This is a genomic window from Phycisphaerae bacterium, assembly GCA_012729815.1.
Lineage (GTDB): Bacteria > Planctomycetota > Phycisphaerae > JAAYCJ01 > JAAYCJ01 > JAAYCJ01.
Map to the genome: position 1 here is coordinate 1 of JAAYCJ010000073.1, position 17,685 is coordinate 17,685.

At 63.6% G+C, this 17,685-nt stretch carries 12 protein-coding genes and 1 tRNA gene; 8 read left to right on the top strand and 5 right to left on the bottom strand.

Going from position 1 to position 17,685, the window contains the following annotated elements; translation table 11 throughout:
* Positions 1–614, bottom strand: a 614-nt coding sequence (locus GXY33_05600) for a hypothetical protein (protein ID NLX04598.1), incomplete at its 3' end; no start/stop codon positions are given.
* 99 nt (positions 615–713) lie between these two features.
* Here GXY33_05600 and GXY33_05605 point away from each other — a divergent pair.
* From GXY33_05605 to GXY33_05620, 4 genes are all read left to right on the top strand, one after another.
* Positions 714–971, top strand: a complete 258-nt coding sequence (locus tag GXY33_05605) for a hypothetical protein (GenBank protein NLX04599.1) — start codon at positions 714–716, stop codon at positions 969–971.
* Positions 972–1,001: 30 nt separating this feature from the next.
* Positions 1,002–1,889 carry a radical SAM protein gene (locus GXY33_05610; GenBank protein ID NLX04600.1) on the top strand — a complete coding sequence of 296 codons (888 nt, stop codon included), beginning with the start codon at positions 1,002–1,004 and terminating at the stop codon, positions 1,887–1,889.
* 89 nt (positions 1,890–1,978) lie between these two features.
* Positions 1,979–2,269, top strand: a complete 291-nt coding sequence (locus GXY33_05615; protein NLX04601.1) for a nucleotidyltransferase — start codon at positions 1,979–1,981, stop codon at positions 2,267–2,269.
* A 51-nt stretch (positions 2,270–2,320) separates the two neighbouring features.
* Positions 2,321–3,067 (top strand): hypothetical protein, encoded by a 747-nt coding sequence (locus tag GXY33_05620; GenBank protein NLX04602.1) that lies wholly within the window; start codon positions 2,321–2,323, stop codon positions 3,065–3,067.
* Between the two features lie 24 nt (positions 3,068–3,091).
* Here the strand turns inward: GXY33_05620 and GXY33_05625 are convergent, their stop codons facing one another.
* Entirely contained in the window at positions 3,092–4,408 is a 1,317-nt protein-coding gene (locus tag GXY33_05625; protein NLX04603.1) for a nucleotide sugar dehydrogenase, read from the bottom strand.
* A gap of 228 nt (positions 4,409–4,636) precedes the next feature.
* Between GXY33_05625 and GXY33_05630 the strand changes: the two genes are divergently transcribed.
* From GXY33_05630 to GXY33_05640, 3 genes are all read left to right on the top strand, one after another.
* On the top strand, positions 4,637–7,084 hold the full coding sequence (locus GXY33_05630; GenBank protein NLX04604.1) for a ComEC family competence protein: 2,448 nt from the start codon (positions 4,637–4,639) through the stop codon (positions 7,082–7,084).
* Between the two features lie 96 nt (positions 7,085–7,180).
* Entirely contained in the window at positions 7,181–8,182 is a 1,002-nt protein-coding gene (gene fliM, locus GXY33_05635) for a flagellar motor switch protein FliM (protein NLX04605.1), read from the top strand.
* Between the two features lie 92 nt (positions 8,183–8,274).
* Positions 8,275–11,172 (top strand): hypothetical protein, encoded by a 2,898-nt coding sequence (locus GXY33_05640; protein NLX04606.1) that lies wholly within the window; start codon positions 8,275–8,277, stop codon positions 11,170–11,172.
* Positions 11,173–11,175: 3 nt separating this feature from the next.
* Here GXY33_05640 and GXY33_05645 read toward each other — a convergent pair whose 3' ends face one another.
* On the bottom strand, positions 11,176–12,837 hold the full coding sequence (locus GXY33_05645; GenBank protein NLX04607.1) for an FHA domain-containing protein: 1,662 nt from the start codon (positions 12,835–12,837) through the stop codon (positions 11,176–11,178).
* Between the two features lie 233 nt (positions 12,838–13,070).
* Here GXY33_05645 and GXY33_05650 point away from each other — a divergent pair.
* A tRNA-Gly gene (locus GXY33_05650) sits at positions 13,071–13,142 on the top strand.
* Between the two features lie 144 nt (positions 13,143–13,286).
* Here GXY33_05650 and GXY33_05655 read toward each other — a convergent pair.
* Both GXY33_05655 and GXY33_05660 read right to left on the bottom strand, forming a co-directional pair.
* Positions 13,287–16,460 carry an efflux RND transporter permease subunit gene (locus GXY33_05655; protein ID NLX04608.1) on the bottom strand — a complete coding sequence of 1,058 codons (3,174 nt, stop codon included), beginning with the start codon at positions 16,458–16,460 and terminating at the stop codon, positions 13,287–13,289.
* Positions 16,461–16,472: 12 nt separating this feature from the next.
* Positions 16,473–17,678: an efflux RND transporter periplasmic adaptor subunit gene (locus GXY33_05660; protein ID NLX04609.1), complete on the bottom strand. Its 1,206-nt coding sequence runs from the start codon at positions 17,676–17,678 to the stop codon at positions 16,473–16,475.
* Positions 17,679–17,685: the final 7 nt, after the last annotated feature.

Genomic DNA, 17,685 nt, shown 5'->3' on the forward strand with positions numbered 1-17,685 from the left:
GTGAAGAACGGATCGAAGATTCGCGGGAGCTGTTCCGGATCGATGCCGCAGCCGGTGTCGGCCACCTCGATCGACACCTGCCGGTCGGCGGCCTTCGACCGGATGGTCAGCCGGCCGGCCTTGCCGAGCATCGCCTGACGGGCGTTGATGACTAAGTTATAGAGCACCTGGTGGAGCAGGTGCGGAGGGATCGTTGCGACGGCCGGTTCGACCTCGAGGGTCAGTTGAATGTTGTCCTTGCTCAGATCGCGAACGAGGCTCTTGAGCGTGCTGTCGACGACGTCGGGAATGCTGGCCTCGCTCTGGTCGGTGGCGCCGCGGGCGAAGCCGAGGATCTGCTGGGCGACGTCGGCGGCTTTGGCTCCGCTTTGGGCGGCCATCGTCAGCGCCTTGTGCCATAGGGCGTGATCTTCGGTCTTGAGGGCGAACTGGGCGTAGCTGACCACCGGCGTGAGGAGGTTGTTGAACTCGTGGGCGATCATTCCCGCCATTGTGCCCAACGCCGCGAGGCGCTGGGCCCGGATCAGTTGATCCTGGAGCTGGTTCAGGCAGCTCTCGAGGGTTTGCAGTTTTTCCTCGAGTGCGTTAGGATTATTCCCGGAGGTCGCTTTCATAGCCGCCGTCCATAAAGTGTCTATAATCTGATTGTGGCAACGCTTATGGAGTGGTTATCGGCACAAGGCCGAAGCCGTCTTGAGCGAGGTCCGGCCCACGTGAACATCGAGGAAAAGCTGCGATATCTGCTGGAAGTCTTCGACAAACTCAACGTCCAGGTGCGACTCGATCGGCTGGGCGGCGAGGGCGGCGGATGCTGCCGGTTGCGCGGTAAGACGCTGGTATTCATGGATATGGACGCCGATCCGGAGACCCGCTACGCCTCCGCCATCGGCGCCCTCTCGAGCTGCGGCGACCTGGAGAGCCTGTACCTCCTGCCGGAAGTTCGGGCGGATCTCGAACGTCTGCTCGCCTAGCCATGTCAAGACAGGGAAACTGGGGGGAATATGCAAACTTCCGGCGCGTTCACCGACGATGAGCGTCGTCGGATCGAGCAGGCATGTGAGTTGCTGGCCCCCTGCCGCCTGTGCCCACGTACATGCCACGTCAATCGGCTGGGCGGGCAGGTCGGGTTCTGCGGGTTGGGCGGACGGATGACGATCAGTTCGTATGGGCCGCACTTCGGCGAGGAGTCGGTGCTGGTCGGGGTTGGCGGATCGGGGACGGTTTTTCTGACCGGCTGCAATCTCGGGTGTTTGTTCTGTCAGAATTACGAGATTTCGATTCACCGCGAGGGGCGGGAGGTTGAAGTCGGGCAGGTGGTGCGGATCATGCTCGAGCTTGAAGAGCGCGGCTGTGCCAATATCAATTTCGTGACGCCCACGCCGCAGGCGCCGCGTGTGCTCGAGGCGATTATCCGTGCGCGGAAGCGGGGTCTGGGCGCGCCGATCGTCTATAACTGCGGCGGCTACGAGAGCGTTGAGTTGCTGAGGCTGCTTGATGGGTACATCGATATCTACATGCCGGACGTCAAGTTTTTCGACCGGCATCTGGCGGCGGAGTTGCTGCGGGCGGAAGACTATCCCGAAGTCGTTAAAGCGGCGGTTTTGGAGATGCACCGTCAGGTGAGCGATCTGGCGATCGAGGACGGCTTGGCGACGCGCGGCCTGCTGGTGCGGCACCTGGTCATGCCCGGGGCCGTCGATGACAGCAAGGCGATCATCGACTTTCTCGCGGACCAGATTTCGCCCAACACATACGTGAACGTCATGGCTCAGTACCGGCCGGAACACCAAGCCCGCCGGTTCCCCCAGATTGCCCGCCGCACCAGCCGCAGCGAATGGCGGGAAGTGCATGACCACGCCAAGGCCCGCGGGCTGCGTCTGGCGGAGTAGGCGCCGGAATTTCGGTTGGAGATGGATACCTGACCAGAGATCCTGTAGAATGCATCATGTGGAGGATGCATCCGAGTAGAGGGATTGGCATGTTGACCAGGCAACAGATCAGGGACCACCGCGAGGAGCTATTGCGAATTGCCCGATCCCACGGCGCGACGCGCGTTCGCGTTTTCGGATCGGCGGCCAGGGCGGGCGGCTCGGAGCCGCGTGATCTCGATCTCCTGGTTCAGATGTCGCCGGACAGCAGCCTGCTGGTCATCGTGGCGATCAAACAGGATGCGGAGGAGTTGCTCGGCTGTGGCGTCGACGTGGTAACCGAAGGGGGATTGAGTCCATACCTTCGCGACGATGTCCTGGCGGAGGCTCGGGAGTTGTGACAAGTTAGGAACGGCGAGCTGAAGAGGATTCGAACATCTCTGATTCCCGCTATGCTAACGCTACTTCTCTTGTTGCCGGGGTGTCTTTATCTTCGGCTTTTGGAGCTTAAGAAGCAGTTGGCGGCGTTTGATGATTATGTCGTCGTGCGCGAGGAGGGGGATCTGGTCCTGACGTTTCGCGAGCCGGTGCTGCTGGAGCAGGACCTGCATGCGCTGTTTGAGCCGCCGACGTCGGTGGCGGACACTCCGGACGGTCGGCGTTTGACGTACCTCTATCAGAAATGCCATCCGGACGGCAAGGTCGAGGAGGGGAATTACGACATACCGCTGATCTTTGTCTGCCGCGAAGGCCGGTTCGTCGAGTCGCGCATCCCTCAGCGGTTCCTGGCTGTGTTCGACAGGTCCTTTCTGATTGGCGCGCTTCGTTCGATGGGCCGCGCCCAAGTTGACATCGGGAAACGCACTGCCACCGGTCAGATGGAAGACGGGGATGGGATGACCGTCGCGCTGCCGACGCAGGAAACTCTGACCGGAAAACTCGGGCGGCCGTATGAGCGCTCGGAGACGGAGGAAACAACCACCCTCACGTGGCGTTACGCGTTCAAGCCGGCCTCGGGCGATTTCGATCCGACCCGCCCCACTGAGTACGCATCCTTCACCTTCCGCTGCGCCGACGGGAGCTTCCAGGCGAGCGACGTTCAATTCGCCGGGATCAAGGGCCGCTTTCATTCGCCCGCTGGAGTCACGCAGCCGACGACCTCGCCGACGCTGCAAACCGTCGGCGCCGATCAACGGTGAGCCTGTCCGCCGGATCGCTCTCTCTTAAGCCTTGATGACCTTTGATTTACCGTTGCGGATCTTGGCGGTGGCGTTGCGGGTGTCGACGACCAGACGGGCGTTGCGGACGATCCACTCGTAGTCGTACGAGCTGTGATCGGTGGCGATCAGGACCGCGTCGTAGCCCTTGAGCATCTTCTCGGAGAGGTCTTTGGAGACCATCCGCAGATCGTGCTCGCGTTGCCGGTGCGTCCGCGGGATGTGCGGGTCGTTGTAGTCCACCTTGGCCCCGTGCTGGCGGAGCAGTTCGATCAGCGTGATCGACGGCGATTCGCGAACGTCGTCGACGTCCTTCTTGTACGCCAGGCCCAGCACGAGCACCTTCGATCCCTTGACGGCTTTGCCCTGGTCGTTGAGGGCCTCCATGAGCCGCCAGACCACGTACTCGGGCATGTGCGTGTTAATCTCGCCAGCCAACTCGATGAACCGCGTGGGCTGTTCGAACTGGCGGGCCTTCCAAGTCAGGTAGAACGGGTCGATCGGGATGCAGTGTCCGCCGAGACCCGGGCCGGGATAGAACGGCTGAAAACCGAAGGGCTTGGTGCTGGCCGCCCGGATGACCTCCCAGACGTCGATGCCCATCCGGTCAAAGAGCATCTTGAGCTCATTGACCATGGCAATGTTCACGCAGCGGTAGATGTTTTCGAGCAGCTTGGCCGACTCGGCCACCGCCGCCGACGAGACCGGCACCACGGTCTTGATCGCCTGGCTGTAGAGGGTCTTGGCCAGTTCCAGGCTGGCTTTGTCGTCGGCGCCGACGACCTTGGGAATGGTGGCGGTGGTATAGTCCTTGCGGCCGGGATCCTCTCGCTCGGGCGAGAACGCCAGGTAGAAGTCCTTACCGGCCTTCAGGCCGCTTTCCTCCAGGATCGGCTTGACCAGTTCGGCGGTCGTGCCCGGATAGGTCGTGCTTTCCAGCACCACCAGTTGGCCCCGGCGCAACCGCTTGGCGATGGCCTGGGCTGTACCCTCAACGTACTGCATGTCGGGGTCGCGGGTTTTGCTGAGCGGGGTGGGCACGCAGATGATGATCGCATCGGGTTTGTTGAGCTGCTTCATGTCGTCGGTGGCTTCGAAGCGTCCCGATTTGATCAGCTCTTTTATTAGCGAAGAAGATATGTGCTCAATATAACTTTTGCCGGCTTTGAGCTTCCTGATCTTTTCGGGGTCCACGTCAAACCCCATTACCTTCATCCCGGCGTGGTAGAACTCGCGAACCAGAGGCAGGCCGACGTAGCCCAGTCCGATCACCCCGATCAGAGCCTTCTTGTCTGTCAGTTTTCGATATAGCTGTTCACGCATGGGCCTCTCCGATAATTCCTGGTAATCTCCCGTTGCTGCGAATTATAATACGATCGGAAGGAAATTACAGCCGGACTTTTTTTGATCCAGTTCAGCTGAGCAGACAAGACCTTCATCGGCAAAGTGGCAACGGGAACTGAATCCAACGGGGTACGTCTGATCAATGCCGCGCCAATTGCGGTTCCGGTCCTGTGCTTCAGCCTGGGCATCGCGGCCGACGCCTGTTACATGCCGCCATGGCCGTGGCTATTCGCGGGAGCGGGTGTTTCAGCGGCGGGGCTGGCGGTTTTCTTTGGTCGGAGCCGTCCGCGGATGGCGTTCTGGCTGGCGTTGGCGACGGCGGTCGGGGCTTTGCATCACGCCGCAGCGGTCCGCGTGCTGTCGCCCGATCATCTGGCGAGGCTGGTGGCCGAGCCGGTCCGTCAGGTCGAGTTAACCGGCGTGGTGGTTCGCGCGCCGGTAACTCGCCGGGACAAAGAGACTTACCCATTTTTCTCGCGGCAGTACATCTACACGTACTTCACCGTCGAGGCGAGGCGCCTGTCGGTAGCGGGGCAAACCGCGAAGGTCAACGGGCCAGTCCAGGTGAATCTGGGCGGCATCCACGACCGCTTTCGCCCGGGGATGGAACTGCGTCTGAAGGGTAATCTTGCTCCGGCCAAGCCGTATCTGCGGTGGCCGGGCATCCTGCGGGCCGAACCGAGGCTGAGCGGCACGGTTCCGGTGCGAATGACGATCGCCTCGACCGCCGATATCACCGTCGTCGATCAGCGGAAGAACCCTCTGGCCCGCGGGCTGGATGAGTTGCGGCGAGCCGCCGCCGGGTTGATGATCTCGAACCAGACCGATACGGCAGAGGGCCACTCGCTCGTTTCGGCCATGGTCCTGGGACAGCGGTATGAGGTGGAGGAGTCGCTGAATCGGGCGTTCCAAGCCGCCGGCGGCGCGCACCTGCTGGCGGTCAGCGGTTTTCATCTCGGCGTGCTGGCTTTCGCGGCATGGGCGGTGGCGATCGTCCTGAACCTCTCACGGCGAAGCGCCGCGTTGATCGTGCTGATCGTGGTGTGGGCGTTTGTGGGCGTCAATGAACTGCGGCCGCCGATCCTGAGGGCGGCGATCACCGCGACGTTCGCCGCCGTCGCCGTATTGGCCCGCCGGCCTGTGAGTTCGCTAAACTGGGTGGCGGCGGCGGCTTTGATCCTGCTGCTGATCAGCCCCGAGCAGCTTTTCGATGTGGGATTTCAGCTCTCGTTCGTCTCGCTGATCGGGCTGATGCTCCTTCAGAAGCCCATCTACCTGAAGCTGTTCGGCTCGACCGATCCCGTGTGGGACCGGCGCGACCCGCCCAGCCGGCTCAGCGGGGCGGCGAACTGCCTGCTCGATATGGGCAAACGAGCGGCGGCGGTGTCGCTGGCGGCCTGGATGGGGTCGCTGCCGATCGTGATGCACCACTTCGGGACGATCAGCCTGATCTCGCCGCTGACCTCGGTGTTGCTGGCCATACCCGCCACACTACTGATTGCCTGCGGTTTTGTGCAACTGGTGCTGACCGTCGTCTTCGGCCAGGCCCTGTTGCTGCCGTCGGTAACGGCGTGGTTGAGTTGGCTGATGGCCAAGGCCGTGTCGGCGCTGGCCGCTGTGCCCGGGGTTTCGCTGGACGTGGCGCCGCCGCCTGTGCTCTGGACCATCGGCTACTATGGCGTGCTGGCGTGGATCGTGACGGGCGACCGGCCCACCGTCGGCGAAATGCTGATGACCTCCGGTCTGCGCGACCGGCTTGAGGAACTACTCCGTCCGCGGCCGAAGATGAACGCCGTGCTCGCCCTGGTGGGAATCTACGCCACGTGGTGGCTCGTGTCGGCGGCGGCGGCCCCAAGCGGTCGCGGCGGGTTTGGGCTGGTCGTCGTGGCCAATCGGGGCGACGGGCAACTGGTGGCCATCGCAGCCGGACGGCAGACGCTGCTGGTTGACGCGGGCGTCGGGCGGCCCGGCGAGGCGGTGGAACTGGTCCGGGAACTGCGGGCCAGGCACCTGGCGTCACCGCCCGCGGTGTTTTTGACCTTTCCGGAACAGCGGTTCTTCAACGACCTGCCCGCCCTGCATGCGGAGTATCCCGATCTCCAGACGTTCGCGGGACCGGCGTTCGAGGCGGTGCGCGATCGGTACGAGCCGGTCGAAAGCCTGTTCCAGACGGGCGTTCTGTCCGGCGATCGGATGCTGGAGGCGGGATCGGCGGTGGAGTTCGAAGGCGTCAAGGTCACACCGCTGTGGCCTGATCGCGCGGTTGCCGAAGCCGCCTTGGCCCTGCCGCAGCGGCCGGTGACGATCCGCGGCGTGGAGTCGCTGCGGGCCCTCTGCGAACTGGGCGCGATGTACCTGGTCGAAAGCGAAGGCCAGCGGCTGATCGTCGCGTCGATGGTCAGCCCCATCGCCTGCGAACGCATCCGTCAGGACCGCCCGGAGCTTACCGTCGACGCCGTGGTCATCAGCGGCCGGAACGAGGTGGGAGCAGCCCTCGAAGTTTTTCTGCGAAGTCTCGCGGCCAGACGGCTGATCGTTTGCGGACCGGTCAAACCCTCTCTGGAGGGCTGGTATCAGCGGATTTCGGAGGAATCCGGCCTGACGGTGACCATGGCGAGCCGCGGCTGGCAGACCATTGACACGAACCGGGATTAGCGTTTAAGGTTTGGCCGTTCACTGTCCGATAATTAGGCAGGAACGCGCAAAATCTGCGTGGACTTTGCGCCGAGCGAAAGGCTGAGCAACCGGATCATGGCGGACGTACTCGATCAATCGGAAGTTGATGCCCTGCTGGCGGCGGTGGGCGGGTCCACCAACCAGGTCGAGGAGATCCTCGGCAGCGACGGCAGCAAGGTGCATCGCGAGGTCACCTCGTACGATTTCAAGCGTCCGGAGCGGGTCAGCAAGGACCAGATTCGGGCTTTGGAGGGCATGCACGAGGGATTTGCCCGGAACTTCGGGGCGGCGATGTCCGGTTTTCTGCGGACGATCCTGGAGGTTCGGATCGTCGATACCGAGCAGCTTACCTACAGCGAGTTCACCCACTCGCTGCCGAATCCGACGTGCTTCAACCTGATCTCGCTGAAGGCGCTGGAGGCCTCGATCTGCCTGGAGATCAGCCCGCTGATCATCTACCCGATCATCGACCGGCTGCTGGGCGGGACGCACGTGGACGCCTTCATTCCGCAGCGGGCGCTGACGTCGATCGAGCAGCGGCTGGTCGGCCGGATCATCGACCGTGCGATCAAGATGCTGGGCGACACGTGGTCGAGCCTGGGAATCGACGAATTCGAACTGACCGAGACGGAATCGAATCCGCACCTGGTCCAGGTGGTCGCTCCGAACGAGGTCGTGATCGTCATCACGTTCGAGCTGAAGCTCGGCGGCAAGACGGGCACCATGAGCCTCTGCATTCCCTTCGCCACGATCGAGCCGATCCTGGACAAGCTGGCCTCGCAGAACTGGCTCTCGTACCGCCGCAAAGACAATATGACGAACGTGCGGGAAACTGTCGCGGGCAGCCTCAAGCACGCCAGCGTCAACCTTCGCGCGTTCCTGGCCCGGACCAGGATTTCGATGCGGGAACTGATGGAACTGGAGGTCGGCGACGTGATCCAGACGGAAAAGCCGGCCAACTCGGAGGTCATCATCCAGATCGAGGGCAAGAACAAGTTTGCCGGCCGCCTCGGCCAGTTCCGCGACAATCGCGCCATCCGCGTCACCCGCCTGGCGGCCCCGGACGAGCGGCTGTAACTCCCCCTCCAGGTATTTTCCCGGACACAAGACGTTTTGATCTTCCTTCCTGATGCGGCACACTGCGCGACCATCCAAGGAGGTGCAGGGACATGAAACAGGAAGCGGGCTGCGATGGGCGCAAGTGGGAGGCAAGCTGGATCTGGCATCCAGGACGGTGCTGGTCCGTTAACGATCACATCCTGGCCCGTCGCCGATTCGAAGTCGAGGGGCGGATCGAGCGGGCCGTCTGCCGGATCTCCGCCCACACCGATTACCTCTTGCTGATCAACGGGCGGTACGTGGGGCGCGGGCCGACGCCGTGCGATCCTTGGTTTCAGGAATACGACGGATATGACGTCACTTCGTTGCTCGAAACGGGCGGCAACGCAATCGCGGTGATCGGCCACAACTACGGCATCGGCTTTCACGGGCAGCACCGCCACCAGGCGGGACTGATCGTCCAGTTGGACGTACAGACCGACGGCGGACCGCAGACGGTGTGCACCGACGGAAGCTGGCGTACCCGCCGCGCGGACGCCTACGGCGACCGGTCGCCTCGCATGTTCTGGTCGTGTGGGTTCATGGAGACCTTCGATTTTCGCCAGGTGGAGGACGGCTGGGAAAAAGCGGAGTTCGACGATCTGTCCTGGTCGGCTCCGGAGGTCTTCGGCCCCCATCCGACCCGTCCGTGGCAGCGACTGATCCCGCGCGGGATTCCGCTCCTGCGGGAGCGGTTCGTCGAGGCGCAGGACGCGGTCAAGGGCGGGTTCACGCTGGACGCCGTCCACGCCGTGCGTTTCGATGGCATCCTGCCGCCCAGCCGCGAAGGCATCGTCTACGCCGAAACCACCATCCGCAGCGAGCGGGAGCGGGAGGTCGTGTTGCACGTCGAGTGCGACGACGCCTACAGGCTGTTCGTCAACGGCCGGCTCCAGGACGAGAAGAGCTACAGCATCCACTTTGCCCGCACGCGGGTCTGGCGCGGCAAGGACGAATACGAGCAGGTGCACTACGGGATGGGAACACCCGGGCGGCGGGTGAAGGTGAAGCTTGCGGCTGGAGAGAATCGCGTTCTGATGGCGGTCGATCACGGCAAGCAGGGATGGGGGGTCGCGATGGTTCCGCTCGATCCAGCCAGCGGGTTGCCGGCGGAGTTGGAGTGTTCGCCGGACGGCTGGCGCTTGGCGGGACCAACCGAGAGCACGGGCGCCAACGACAGCCTGGCGGCGGTGAGGGCCGAGCTGTCGGACGTGCGGGAGGGCGTGCGATCCACGTACGATCCTCACGATTACACCGATGTGACCGATTACGCGACGCTGATGCGATACGAACGGCGCGGTGAGGCCGTCCGCTGCCCAGGTCCGGACGGCGTTCGTTTGGCTCCGGGCGAGTTCTGCGTCATCGACCTTGGAAAGGTCCGGGTTGGCTATCCGCAGCTCGATCTTTGCAGCAATGGCGAAGGCATTCTGGACGTTGGATACGCCCAACTCGAGCATCGCGATCACGCGATCCGGTTCTCCAACGCCGGCAATCTGAAATACGTGGACCGGGTCCATACGCGGAAGGCGACGCAGACGTGGCAGCCGCTGCACCGGCGGACCGGACGGTACATTCACCTGTCGAACCGCGGCGGTGCACCGATCGAGATCGTCCGCTCCGGCATGGTGACAGTCGGCTATCCGGTCGAGTACATCGCGGCGTTCGAATGCTCCGACCCTCTGTTGAATCGAATCTGGGAGGTCAGCCGCTACACGACCGAACTGCTCATGCAGTATGGGTATCAGGACTGCCTGAAGCGCGAGCAGGGAACGTTCAACACCAGTTCGTTCAACTACATGTCGCGGGCGGCTGGATGCTGTTTCGGCGACTACGCTCTCGCCCGTCAGGCGTTTCGCCTGGCCGCGCGGACGCAGAACGAGAGCGGCTGGTTCGACAGCCACGGGCTGTCCTCGCCCAACAACGACGAGTACACCGAATGCCTCTGGTGGATCGTGTGGCTGCGCGACCACTACCTGTTTTCCGGCGACCGTCAACTCGCCGAGGAGATGTTCGAGGTCGTCGAGGACAACCTGCGGTTCTTCGCCAAGGCGACGAACGAGCGAGGGTTGCTGAACCTGGCGAACATGCCCATTCAGCGGCCCGGCTGCATCACCTATCTGGATGACTCCCTGAGCCGCGACGAAGGATACGTTGGCATCTTCGACGGCGAGCTTTCGGGCCTGAACATTCTCTACGGCGCCGCCCTGGAGGCCGCCGCCGGTCTGGCGGAGCATCTGGGGCAGACGGATCGCGCCGCGTTCTACACTCGCAAGGCCCAGCGGGTCAAAACCGCCGTGTGCGAACGGCTGTGGAGCGAACAATTCGGGCGCTTCGCCAACTTCCGGCGAAACGACGAGTTGGCCTCGATCGGTCATCCGATCATTCAGATCGCGGCCCTGTACTTCGGGTATCACACAGACGGCCAGCGGGACCGGCTGCTGCGGTACCTCTGCGACGAGTTCGGGCTGCCTGACGAGAACGTACCGAATTACCCGCTGCACACCTTCGGTTTCTACTTCTACTTCGTCGAGAATCTCTTTCGGCACGATCGGGTGTTGCTGGCCTACGAGTTGATCCGCCGGTACTACGGCCGGTGGCTGGAACTGGGCGCTACGACGTTCGGCGAGTTCTTCCGCCTCTCGGACTGGAAGGGCAAGGACCGGCTTGGCGAGGAATACGAAGTGCATGGATACGGCACGAGCGCCCACCTTCACTTCTACACCAACATCCTGGGCGTTCAGCCGGCACGGTCGGGGTTCGCTGAGATCCTGATCCGGCCCTGCCCGGGCGATCTGGCCTTCGCGCGGGGCAAAGTCCACACGCCGCGGGGGATTGTCGGCGTCGCCTGGGAATCGCGAGACGGAATTCTTGACCTGGAAGTCGAGGTTCCGGAAGGATGCGCCTGGCGGGTGGAGAAGCCATACGGTTTCTCGCAGGTCCACGTCTCGGGCCGCGAAACCGCCGAATGATCGCTATCGCGTCGCGTCGCTGGGGCCGGAGGTGCCTTCCGACGCCTGGTGCTCTTCATGCTCCTGCGGCAGGCGGATGGTGAACAGCGCCCCTTCATCCGGATGCGAGGTGACGGCGATCGTGCCGCCGTGCTCGTCGACGATCTTCTTGGCCACCGCCAGGCCCAGCCCGGTGCCGCCGTGGCCCTTGGTGGAGTGGAACACGTCGAAGATATATTCGAGATGCTCATCCTCGATGCCCGGGCCGTTGTCGCCGATGGTCAGCACCGCGGCCTCCGCGTCCTCGTCGTAGCGGGTGCGGATGGTGACCGCCCCGGTGTTCCGCTCGACCGCCTCCAAGCCGTTGTTGACGATGTTCAGGATCACCTGGTGGATGCCGTCAGGATCGGCAAAGATCGGCGGCATGTGCTCTTCGAGATCGGTGACCAGCATCACGCCGCGGTCGTCGGCCAGCTTGCGGGTCAGGTCGAGCACCTCGTCGACGATCACGTTGATCTGAACCGGCTCGAGCCGCGGCTCGCGCTCCTTGCTGAAGGCCAGCATGTTGAGCATCAGGTTGTGGATCTTGCCGAGGTTGCGGTCGACGATCTTCCAGCCGGTGCCGATGGTCTTGAGGTTCTCGTTGCGGAAGCCCAACTCGACCGTGTCGGCCCCGCCCTGGAGGCCCTGGAGGATGTTCTTGACGTAGTGCGAGAGGGCGGCGACGGTCTGGCCGGTGGCGGCGAGCCGCTCGGCTTCGATGCTCTCCTGGTAGAGCTGGATATTCTGGAGGGCCAGACCCGTCTGGTAGCCGATCGCGGACAGCAGGTGCAGATGGTCGTTGTTGTAGGTGTAGTCCGAAATGGAACAGTCGATGTGGATCACGCCGTAGATCTTGCTGCGGGCGATCACGGGCACGCAGATCACCGACCGCAGGCCGTAGCCCTGGATGCTCTGGCCCTTCTTGAACCGCCGGTCGGTCATCGCGTTGGTGCACAGCACGGCTTCGCGCTTGGTCAGCACGTGATCGACGATGGTGTTCGAGGTCATGATCTTCTTGGCGCGTTCGGGCCGGCGGTACTTGACCACGATCGGCTCGAAGCGCTTGGTGTCCTCGTTGAGCAGCAGGATGAACCCGCGGTCGACCGTGATTTCGCGGAAGATGTGGTTCATCACCCCGTGCAGAAGCTGATCGATGTTGTAGACCTGGCCGGTGGCCGAGACCAGTTCATAGAGCACCCGCAGGTGCTTGTTGGCCTGGCTGGGCTCGGGCGGGGCAAGCAGGATGTCGCGGTCGGACGGGATGGCGGCCACGATCGCCGAGTCGACCAATTCGCCCTGGACGTCGAAGTCGATCATGTTGCCGACCTCGGTCTCGTCGGGCGGCAGTTCGATCGGCTGATCCTCGCTGAAAACCAGCACCGATTTGCCCACGCGAATGTGGTCGCCCTGTTTGAGCTGGAACGGCCGGACGATCCGCACGCCGTTGACGTACGTCCCGTTGGCGCTGCCCAGATCGACGATGTAGTACTGGCCCACCTGGTCGAACAGCCGGGCGTGCGTCCGCGAGACGGTCGTGTCCTTGAGACGGACCTGGACGTCGCTGCGGCCGACGACGCACTCCGCGTCATTCAGCTCAAACGTCTGCCCCTTCTCCGGACCCTGGATCACGTAGACACTGGTCACGACGCCAATCCTTGTAGATCAGAAACAGGTTATTACACAGAAAACCGACGCGACTCGCAAGGATGAGTGTGAGAGTTTCCCTCTCACGTAAATTATAGAAGTTCGCCGGGAAAGTCAAGCCGCCCCCGCCGCGGCCTCCGGAAGCCCGGGAACGCGGGCTGAATGGGCGATTTTTTTGTGGGAGACACCCTTGAATTCCCGCCCGTCCCTGGTATAGAATAGGCGTGACCCAAGCGGGTGTAGCTCAGTGGTAGAGCGTCACGTTGCCAACGTGAATGTCGTGGGTTCAAGTCCCATCACCCGCTTTTTTTCATGCGCCGGCCTCGTGAGGCCCGAATCCATCCAACGCTAACCCCTTAGAATGCCATGCGTTATGCCTCTCGCCCAGCCCGGGCGAGGCCATGGCCGGTTCCGGGGCCGGGACGCGCCGTCGCTGGTCCGGCTGTCGATCAGACCGCCTCATTGCTCTCTTTGTCGGCTGAGGCGTGCGTTGAAGTGGAGCGACCCACTCCAAACACCTTTGAGACGAGGACGAAAAAGAGCGGGATGTAGAAGATGGCGATGACCGTCGCGGTGAACATGCCGCCGGTGACCGCGGTGCCGATGGCCTTCATCGCGCCGGCGCCGGCGCCGGAGGCGATGGCCAGCGGCATCACGCCGAAGAACAGGGCCAACGAGGTCATGACGATCGGCCGCAGCCGCACCCGCGCCGCGCCGACGGTGGCCTCGATCAGCCCTTCGCCCTGCGCCATGCGCTCCTTGGCGAACTGGGCGATGAGGATGGCGTTCTTGGTCGTCAACCCAAGCGTGGTGAGAAACCCGATCTGGAAGTACACATCGTTGTGGAGATCGCGCAGCCAGGTGGCGGCGGCGGCGCCGAGAATGCCCAGCGGCAATACCAGCATGATCGAGATCGGAACCGACCAGCTCTCATAGAGGGCGGCGAGAAAGAGGAAGATCACGACGGCTGAGAAGGCGTACAGCAGGGACGCCTGGGAGCTGGACATCCGCTCCTGATAGGAAAGCCCGGTCCACTCGAAGCCGACCCCTTTGGGCAGTTTGGCGACGATCTCCTCCATCGCCTGCATGGCGTCGCCCGAGCTTCCGCCCGGCGCCGGCTCGCCCCAGATGTTCATCGACGGAAAACCGTTGAACCGCTCGAGCCGCTGAGTGCCGGACGCCCAGCGGCCGGTGGCGAAGGCGGAGAAGGGCACCATCTTGCCTTCGCGGTTGCGGACGTAGAGCTTCTCCAGGTCCTGCGGCAGCATGCGGTACGGCGCGTCCGCCTGAAGAAAGACTCGCTTGACGCGGCCGCCCTGGATGAAGTCGTTGACGTAGGCGCTGCCGAACGCCTGCGAGACGGTGTGGTGAATGGAGGTGATCGGCACGCCGAGGGCGCCGGCTTTTTCCCAGTCCACGTCGACGCGGTATTCGGGCACGTCCTCCAAGCCGTTGGGCCGGACCTTGGCCAGACGCGAGTCCTTGGACGCCATGCCCAGAAGCTGGTTGCGGGCCTGCATCAGCGCGTCGTGGCCGACCCCGCCCCGATCCAGCAACTGGAAGTCGAAGCCGGTGGCGTTACCAAGTTCGGTCACCGAAGGCGGCGGAAAAACGAACACCATGGCGTTGCGGAGCCGCGAGAAATGCGCCATCGCCCGTCCCGCAATGGCTTTGACCTTTCGCTCCGGGCTTTCGCGAAGCTCCCAGTCCTTGAGCTTGATGAACACCAAGCCGTTGTTCTGGGCCCGTCCGGAAAAACCGATCCCGCAGACGGTCATGCACGACTCGACCGTCTCCGCTTCGTTCTCCTCGAAATACCGCCGCACCTCGTCCACGATCTTCTGGGTCTGTTCCAGGCTCGCGCCGGTCGGCAGCATGATCTGGGAGAACATGATGCCTTGATCCTCATCGGGCACGTAGGCAGTGGGCATGCGGCGAAAGAGCACCGTCACAACAACCACGATCACGACGTAGATGAAGAGGTAGCGGAATTTCCTGCCGAAGGACCGCTCGACCACCCGGACGTAGGCGTCTCGCGTCCGGAAGAAGACGCGGTCGAACCAGGAAAAGAAGGGGCGAAGGAAGAAGATCGCGTTCTCGGCCGGTTCGTGTCCCGCCCTGACCGGCTTGAGCAGCGAGGCACAGAGAACCGGCGTCAGGATCAACGCCACCACCACCGACAGGAGCATCGAGGCGATGATGGTCACGGAGAACTGGCGGTAGATGACGCCGGTCGAGCCGCCGAAAAAGGCCATCGGGCCGAACACGGCGGAAAGCACCAGGCCGATGCCGATCAGGGCGCTGGTGATCTGCTCCATCGACTTGGCGGTGGCCTGGCGGGGCGAGAGGCCCTCCTCGCTCATGATCCGCTCCACGTTCTCCACCACCACGATGGCGTCGTCGACCAGCAGGCCTATCGACAGGACCATGGCGAACATGGTCAGCATGTTGATCGAATAGCCGAAAAGCCCGAGCACCCCGAACGTGCCCAGCAGCACCACCGGCACCGCGATGGTCGGAATCAGCGTGGCCCGGAAGTTGCCCATGAACAGCCACATGATCAGGAACACCAGCACGATCGCCTCGAAGAGAGTCTTGACCACCTCGTGGATCGCCACCTTGACGAAGGGCGTGGTGTCGTACGGATAGACGACTTTCATGCCCGGCGGAAAATAGCGGCCCATCTCCTCCATCTTCGCCTTGACCGCGTCGGCGGTGTCCAGGGCGTTGGCGCCCGCCGCCTGCCGGATGGCCATGCCGGCGGAGGGCCGGCCGTTGTGAAACGCCTCGATGTCGTACGACTCGGCGCCCAGTTCGGCACGTCCCACGTCGCGGATCCGCACGACCGAGCCGTCGGAGTTGATGCGAAGCGGAATCGCCGCGAACTCGTCGGGGGTCTTGAGCATGCTCTGGACGACGATTGAGGCGTTGAGCCGCTGGCCCTCAACCGCCGGCGCGCCGCCGAACTGGCCGGCGGAGACTTCCACGTTGTACGACCGCAGGGCAAGGATCACGTCCTCAACCGTCAGGTGATAATCGACCAGCTGATCGGGGTTCAGCCAGATGCGCATGGCGTACTGAGTCCCGAAGCTCTCCACCTCGCCCACGCCGGGCACCCGCGCCAGCACCTTTTCGAGATTGGACTGGGCGAAGTCCCGCAGGTCGTTGCCGTCCATGCTGCCGTCTTCCGAAATCAGACCCACGACGATCAGGTAGTTTCGCGTGGCCTTGCCGACGGTGACCCCCTGCCGCTGGACGACCTCGGGCAGGCTCGCCAGGGCGAGTTGGAGCTTGTTCTGCACCTTGGCCCAGGCCAGGTCCGGATCGGTGCCCGGGGCGAAGGTCAGCTCGACGCGCGACGAGCCCGACGAATCGCTGGTGGCGGAAAGGTAGAGCATCTTGTCCAGACCGGTCATCTTCTGCTCGATGATCTGGGTCACGCTGTTCTCGACGGTCTCGGACGAGGCGCCGGGATAGAAGGCCTGGATGTAGATCGACGGCGGAGCGATCGGCGGATACTGCGAAATGGGCAGGTTGTAGATGGCCAAGCCGCCCGCCAGCATGATGATGATGGCGATGACCCAGGCGAACACCGGTCGATCCAGAAAGTACTTCGATAGCATCGGAAACTCCGTCTAGCTCTTGGCGGCGGGTTGGCTGGTCGATTGAGCCTTGGGGCCTTCGCCCCCCTCAGCGGCCAGAGGGACCGCCTTGACGGCGCTTCCGGGCCGCACCTTCTGAAGGCCTTCGACGATCACCCGATCGCCCGGCGCCAGACCCGAGGTGACGAGCCACGTATCGCCGATCGCCCGGTCAACCGTGATCATCTGCTGGCGGGCCTTGCCTTCGGCGTCCACGACCATCGCCTGCGGATTGCCCTTGTGATCGCGTGAGACGCCCTGCTGAGGGGCCAGGATCGCCTGCTCGACGACCCCTTCCTCGATGACGACCCGCACGTACATGCCGGGCAGCAAAACGTGGTCCGGGTTCGGAAAGACCATCCGGAGAATGAACGACCCGGTACTCGGATCGACGGTGGCTTCGGAGAATTTCAACGTTCCTTCCAACGGATACGGCGTGCCGTCCTCCAACCGCAGCCTCACCCGCGCCTGGTCCGCGCCGCCGCTCTTGATCCGGCCGGCCGCCATGTTCTGTTTCAGGCGCAGCAGATTGGCGCTGGACTGCGAGGCGTCCACGTAGATCGGATCGAGCTGCTGAATGATCGCCAGAGGCACCGGCTGGTGCGCCGAGACCAGGGCGCCGACAGTGACGCTGGAGCGGCCGATTCGCCCGCTGATCGGAGCGGTGACGCGCGTGTAGCCCAGGTTGATTTGGGCGGCCTGAACCGCCGCCTGGCCGTACTCGATGTCGGCCTTGACCTGGTTGAGCGCCGCGACCGCTTCGTCATAGGCCTGCCGGCTGATCGCCTTGGCGGCCACCGCCTCCTCGAAACGGGTCACCTTCGACTGGATCGGCGGCAGGTTCGCCTCGGACCGGGACAGGGCCGCGACGGCGTTGTCGTACGCCGCCTGGTAGAGCGCCGGATCGATCCGGTAGAGCATGTCGCCCTCGTTGACGTCGGCCCCTTCGGTGAACAGGCGCTCCTGAATGATGCCGCCGACCTGCGGGCGCACCTCGGCGATCAGGTGGGCCGCCGTTCTCGCGGGCAGCTCCGCGCTCAGCACCACGCGCTGCGGCTCCACCGTCACCACCGCCACCTCGGGCAAAGCGGCCTGGGCCGGCGGCGCGTCGCCGCTTGTCCTGTCGCAGCCGGTCAATGCCAATCCGGCGGCGAACACGCCGACGGCGGCAATCCGTCTGATCCTGTTGTCGATCTGCATACCATCC

Excerpts from the sequence above, each read along its gene's own strand:
- GXY33_05610 (NLX04600.1), top strand. The coding sequence starts at position 1,002 with ATGCAAACTTCCGGCGCGTTCACCGACGATGAGCGTCGTCGGATCGAG.
- GXY33_05615 (NLX04601.1), top strand. The coding sequence starts at position 1,979 with ATGTTGACCAGGCAACAGATCAGGGACCACCGCGAGGAGCTATTGCGA.
- GXY33_05620 (NLX04602.1), top strand. The coding sequence starts at position 2,321 with ATGCTAACGCTACTTCTCTTGTTGCCGGGGTGTCTTTATCTTCGGCTT.
- GXY33_05625 (NLX04603.1), bottom strand. The coding sequence starts at position 4,408 with ATGCGTGAACAGCTATATCGAAAACTGACAGACAAGAAGGCTCTGATC.
- GXY33_05630 (NLX04604.1), top strand. The coding sequence starts at position 4,637 with ATGCCGCCATGGCCGTGGCTATTCGCGGGAGCGGGTGTTTCAGCGGCG.
- fliM (NLX04605.1), top strand. The coding sequence starts at position 7,181 with ATGGCGGACGTACTCGATCAATCGGAAGTTGATGCCCTGCTGGCGGCG.
- GXY33_05640 (NLX04606.1), top strand. The coding sequence starts at position 8,275 with ATGAAACAGGAAGCGGGCTGCGATGGGCGCAAGTGGGAGGCAAGCTGG.
- GXY33_05655 (NLX04608.1), bottom strand. The coding sequence starts at position 16,460 with ATGCTATCGAAGTACTTTCTGGATCGACCGGTGTTCGCCTGGGTCATC.
- GXY33_05660 (NLX04609.1), bottom strand. The coding sequence starts at position 17,678 with ATGCAGATCGACAACAGGATCAGACGGATTGCCGCCGTCGGCGTGTTC.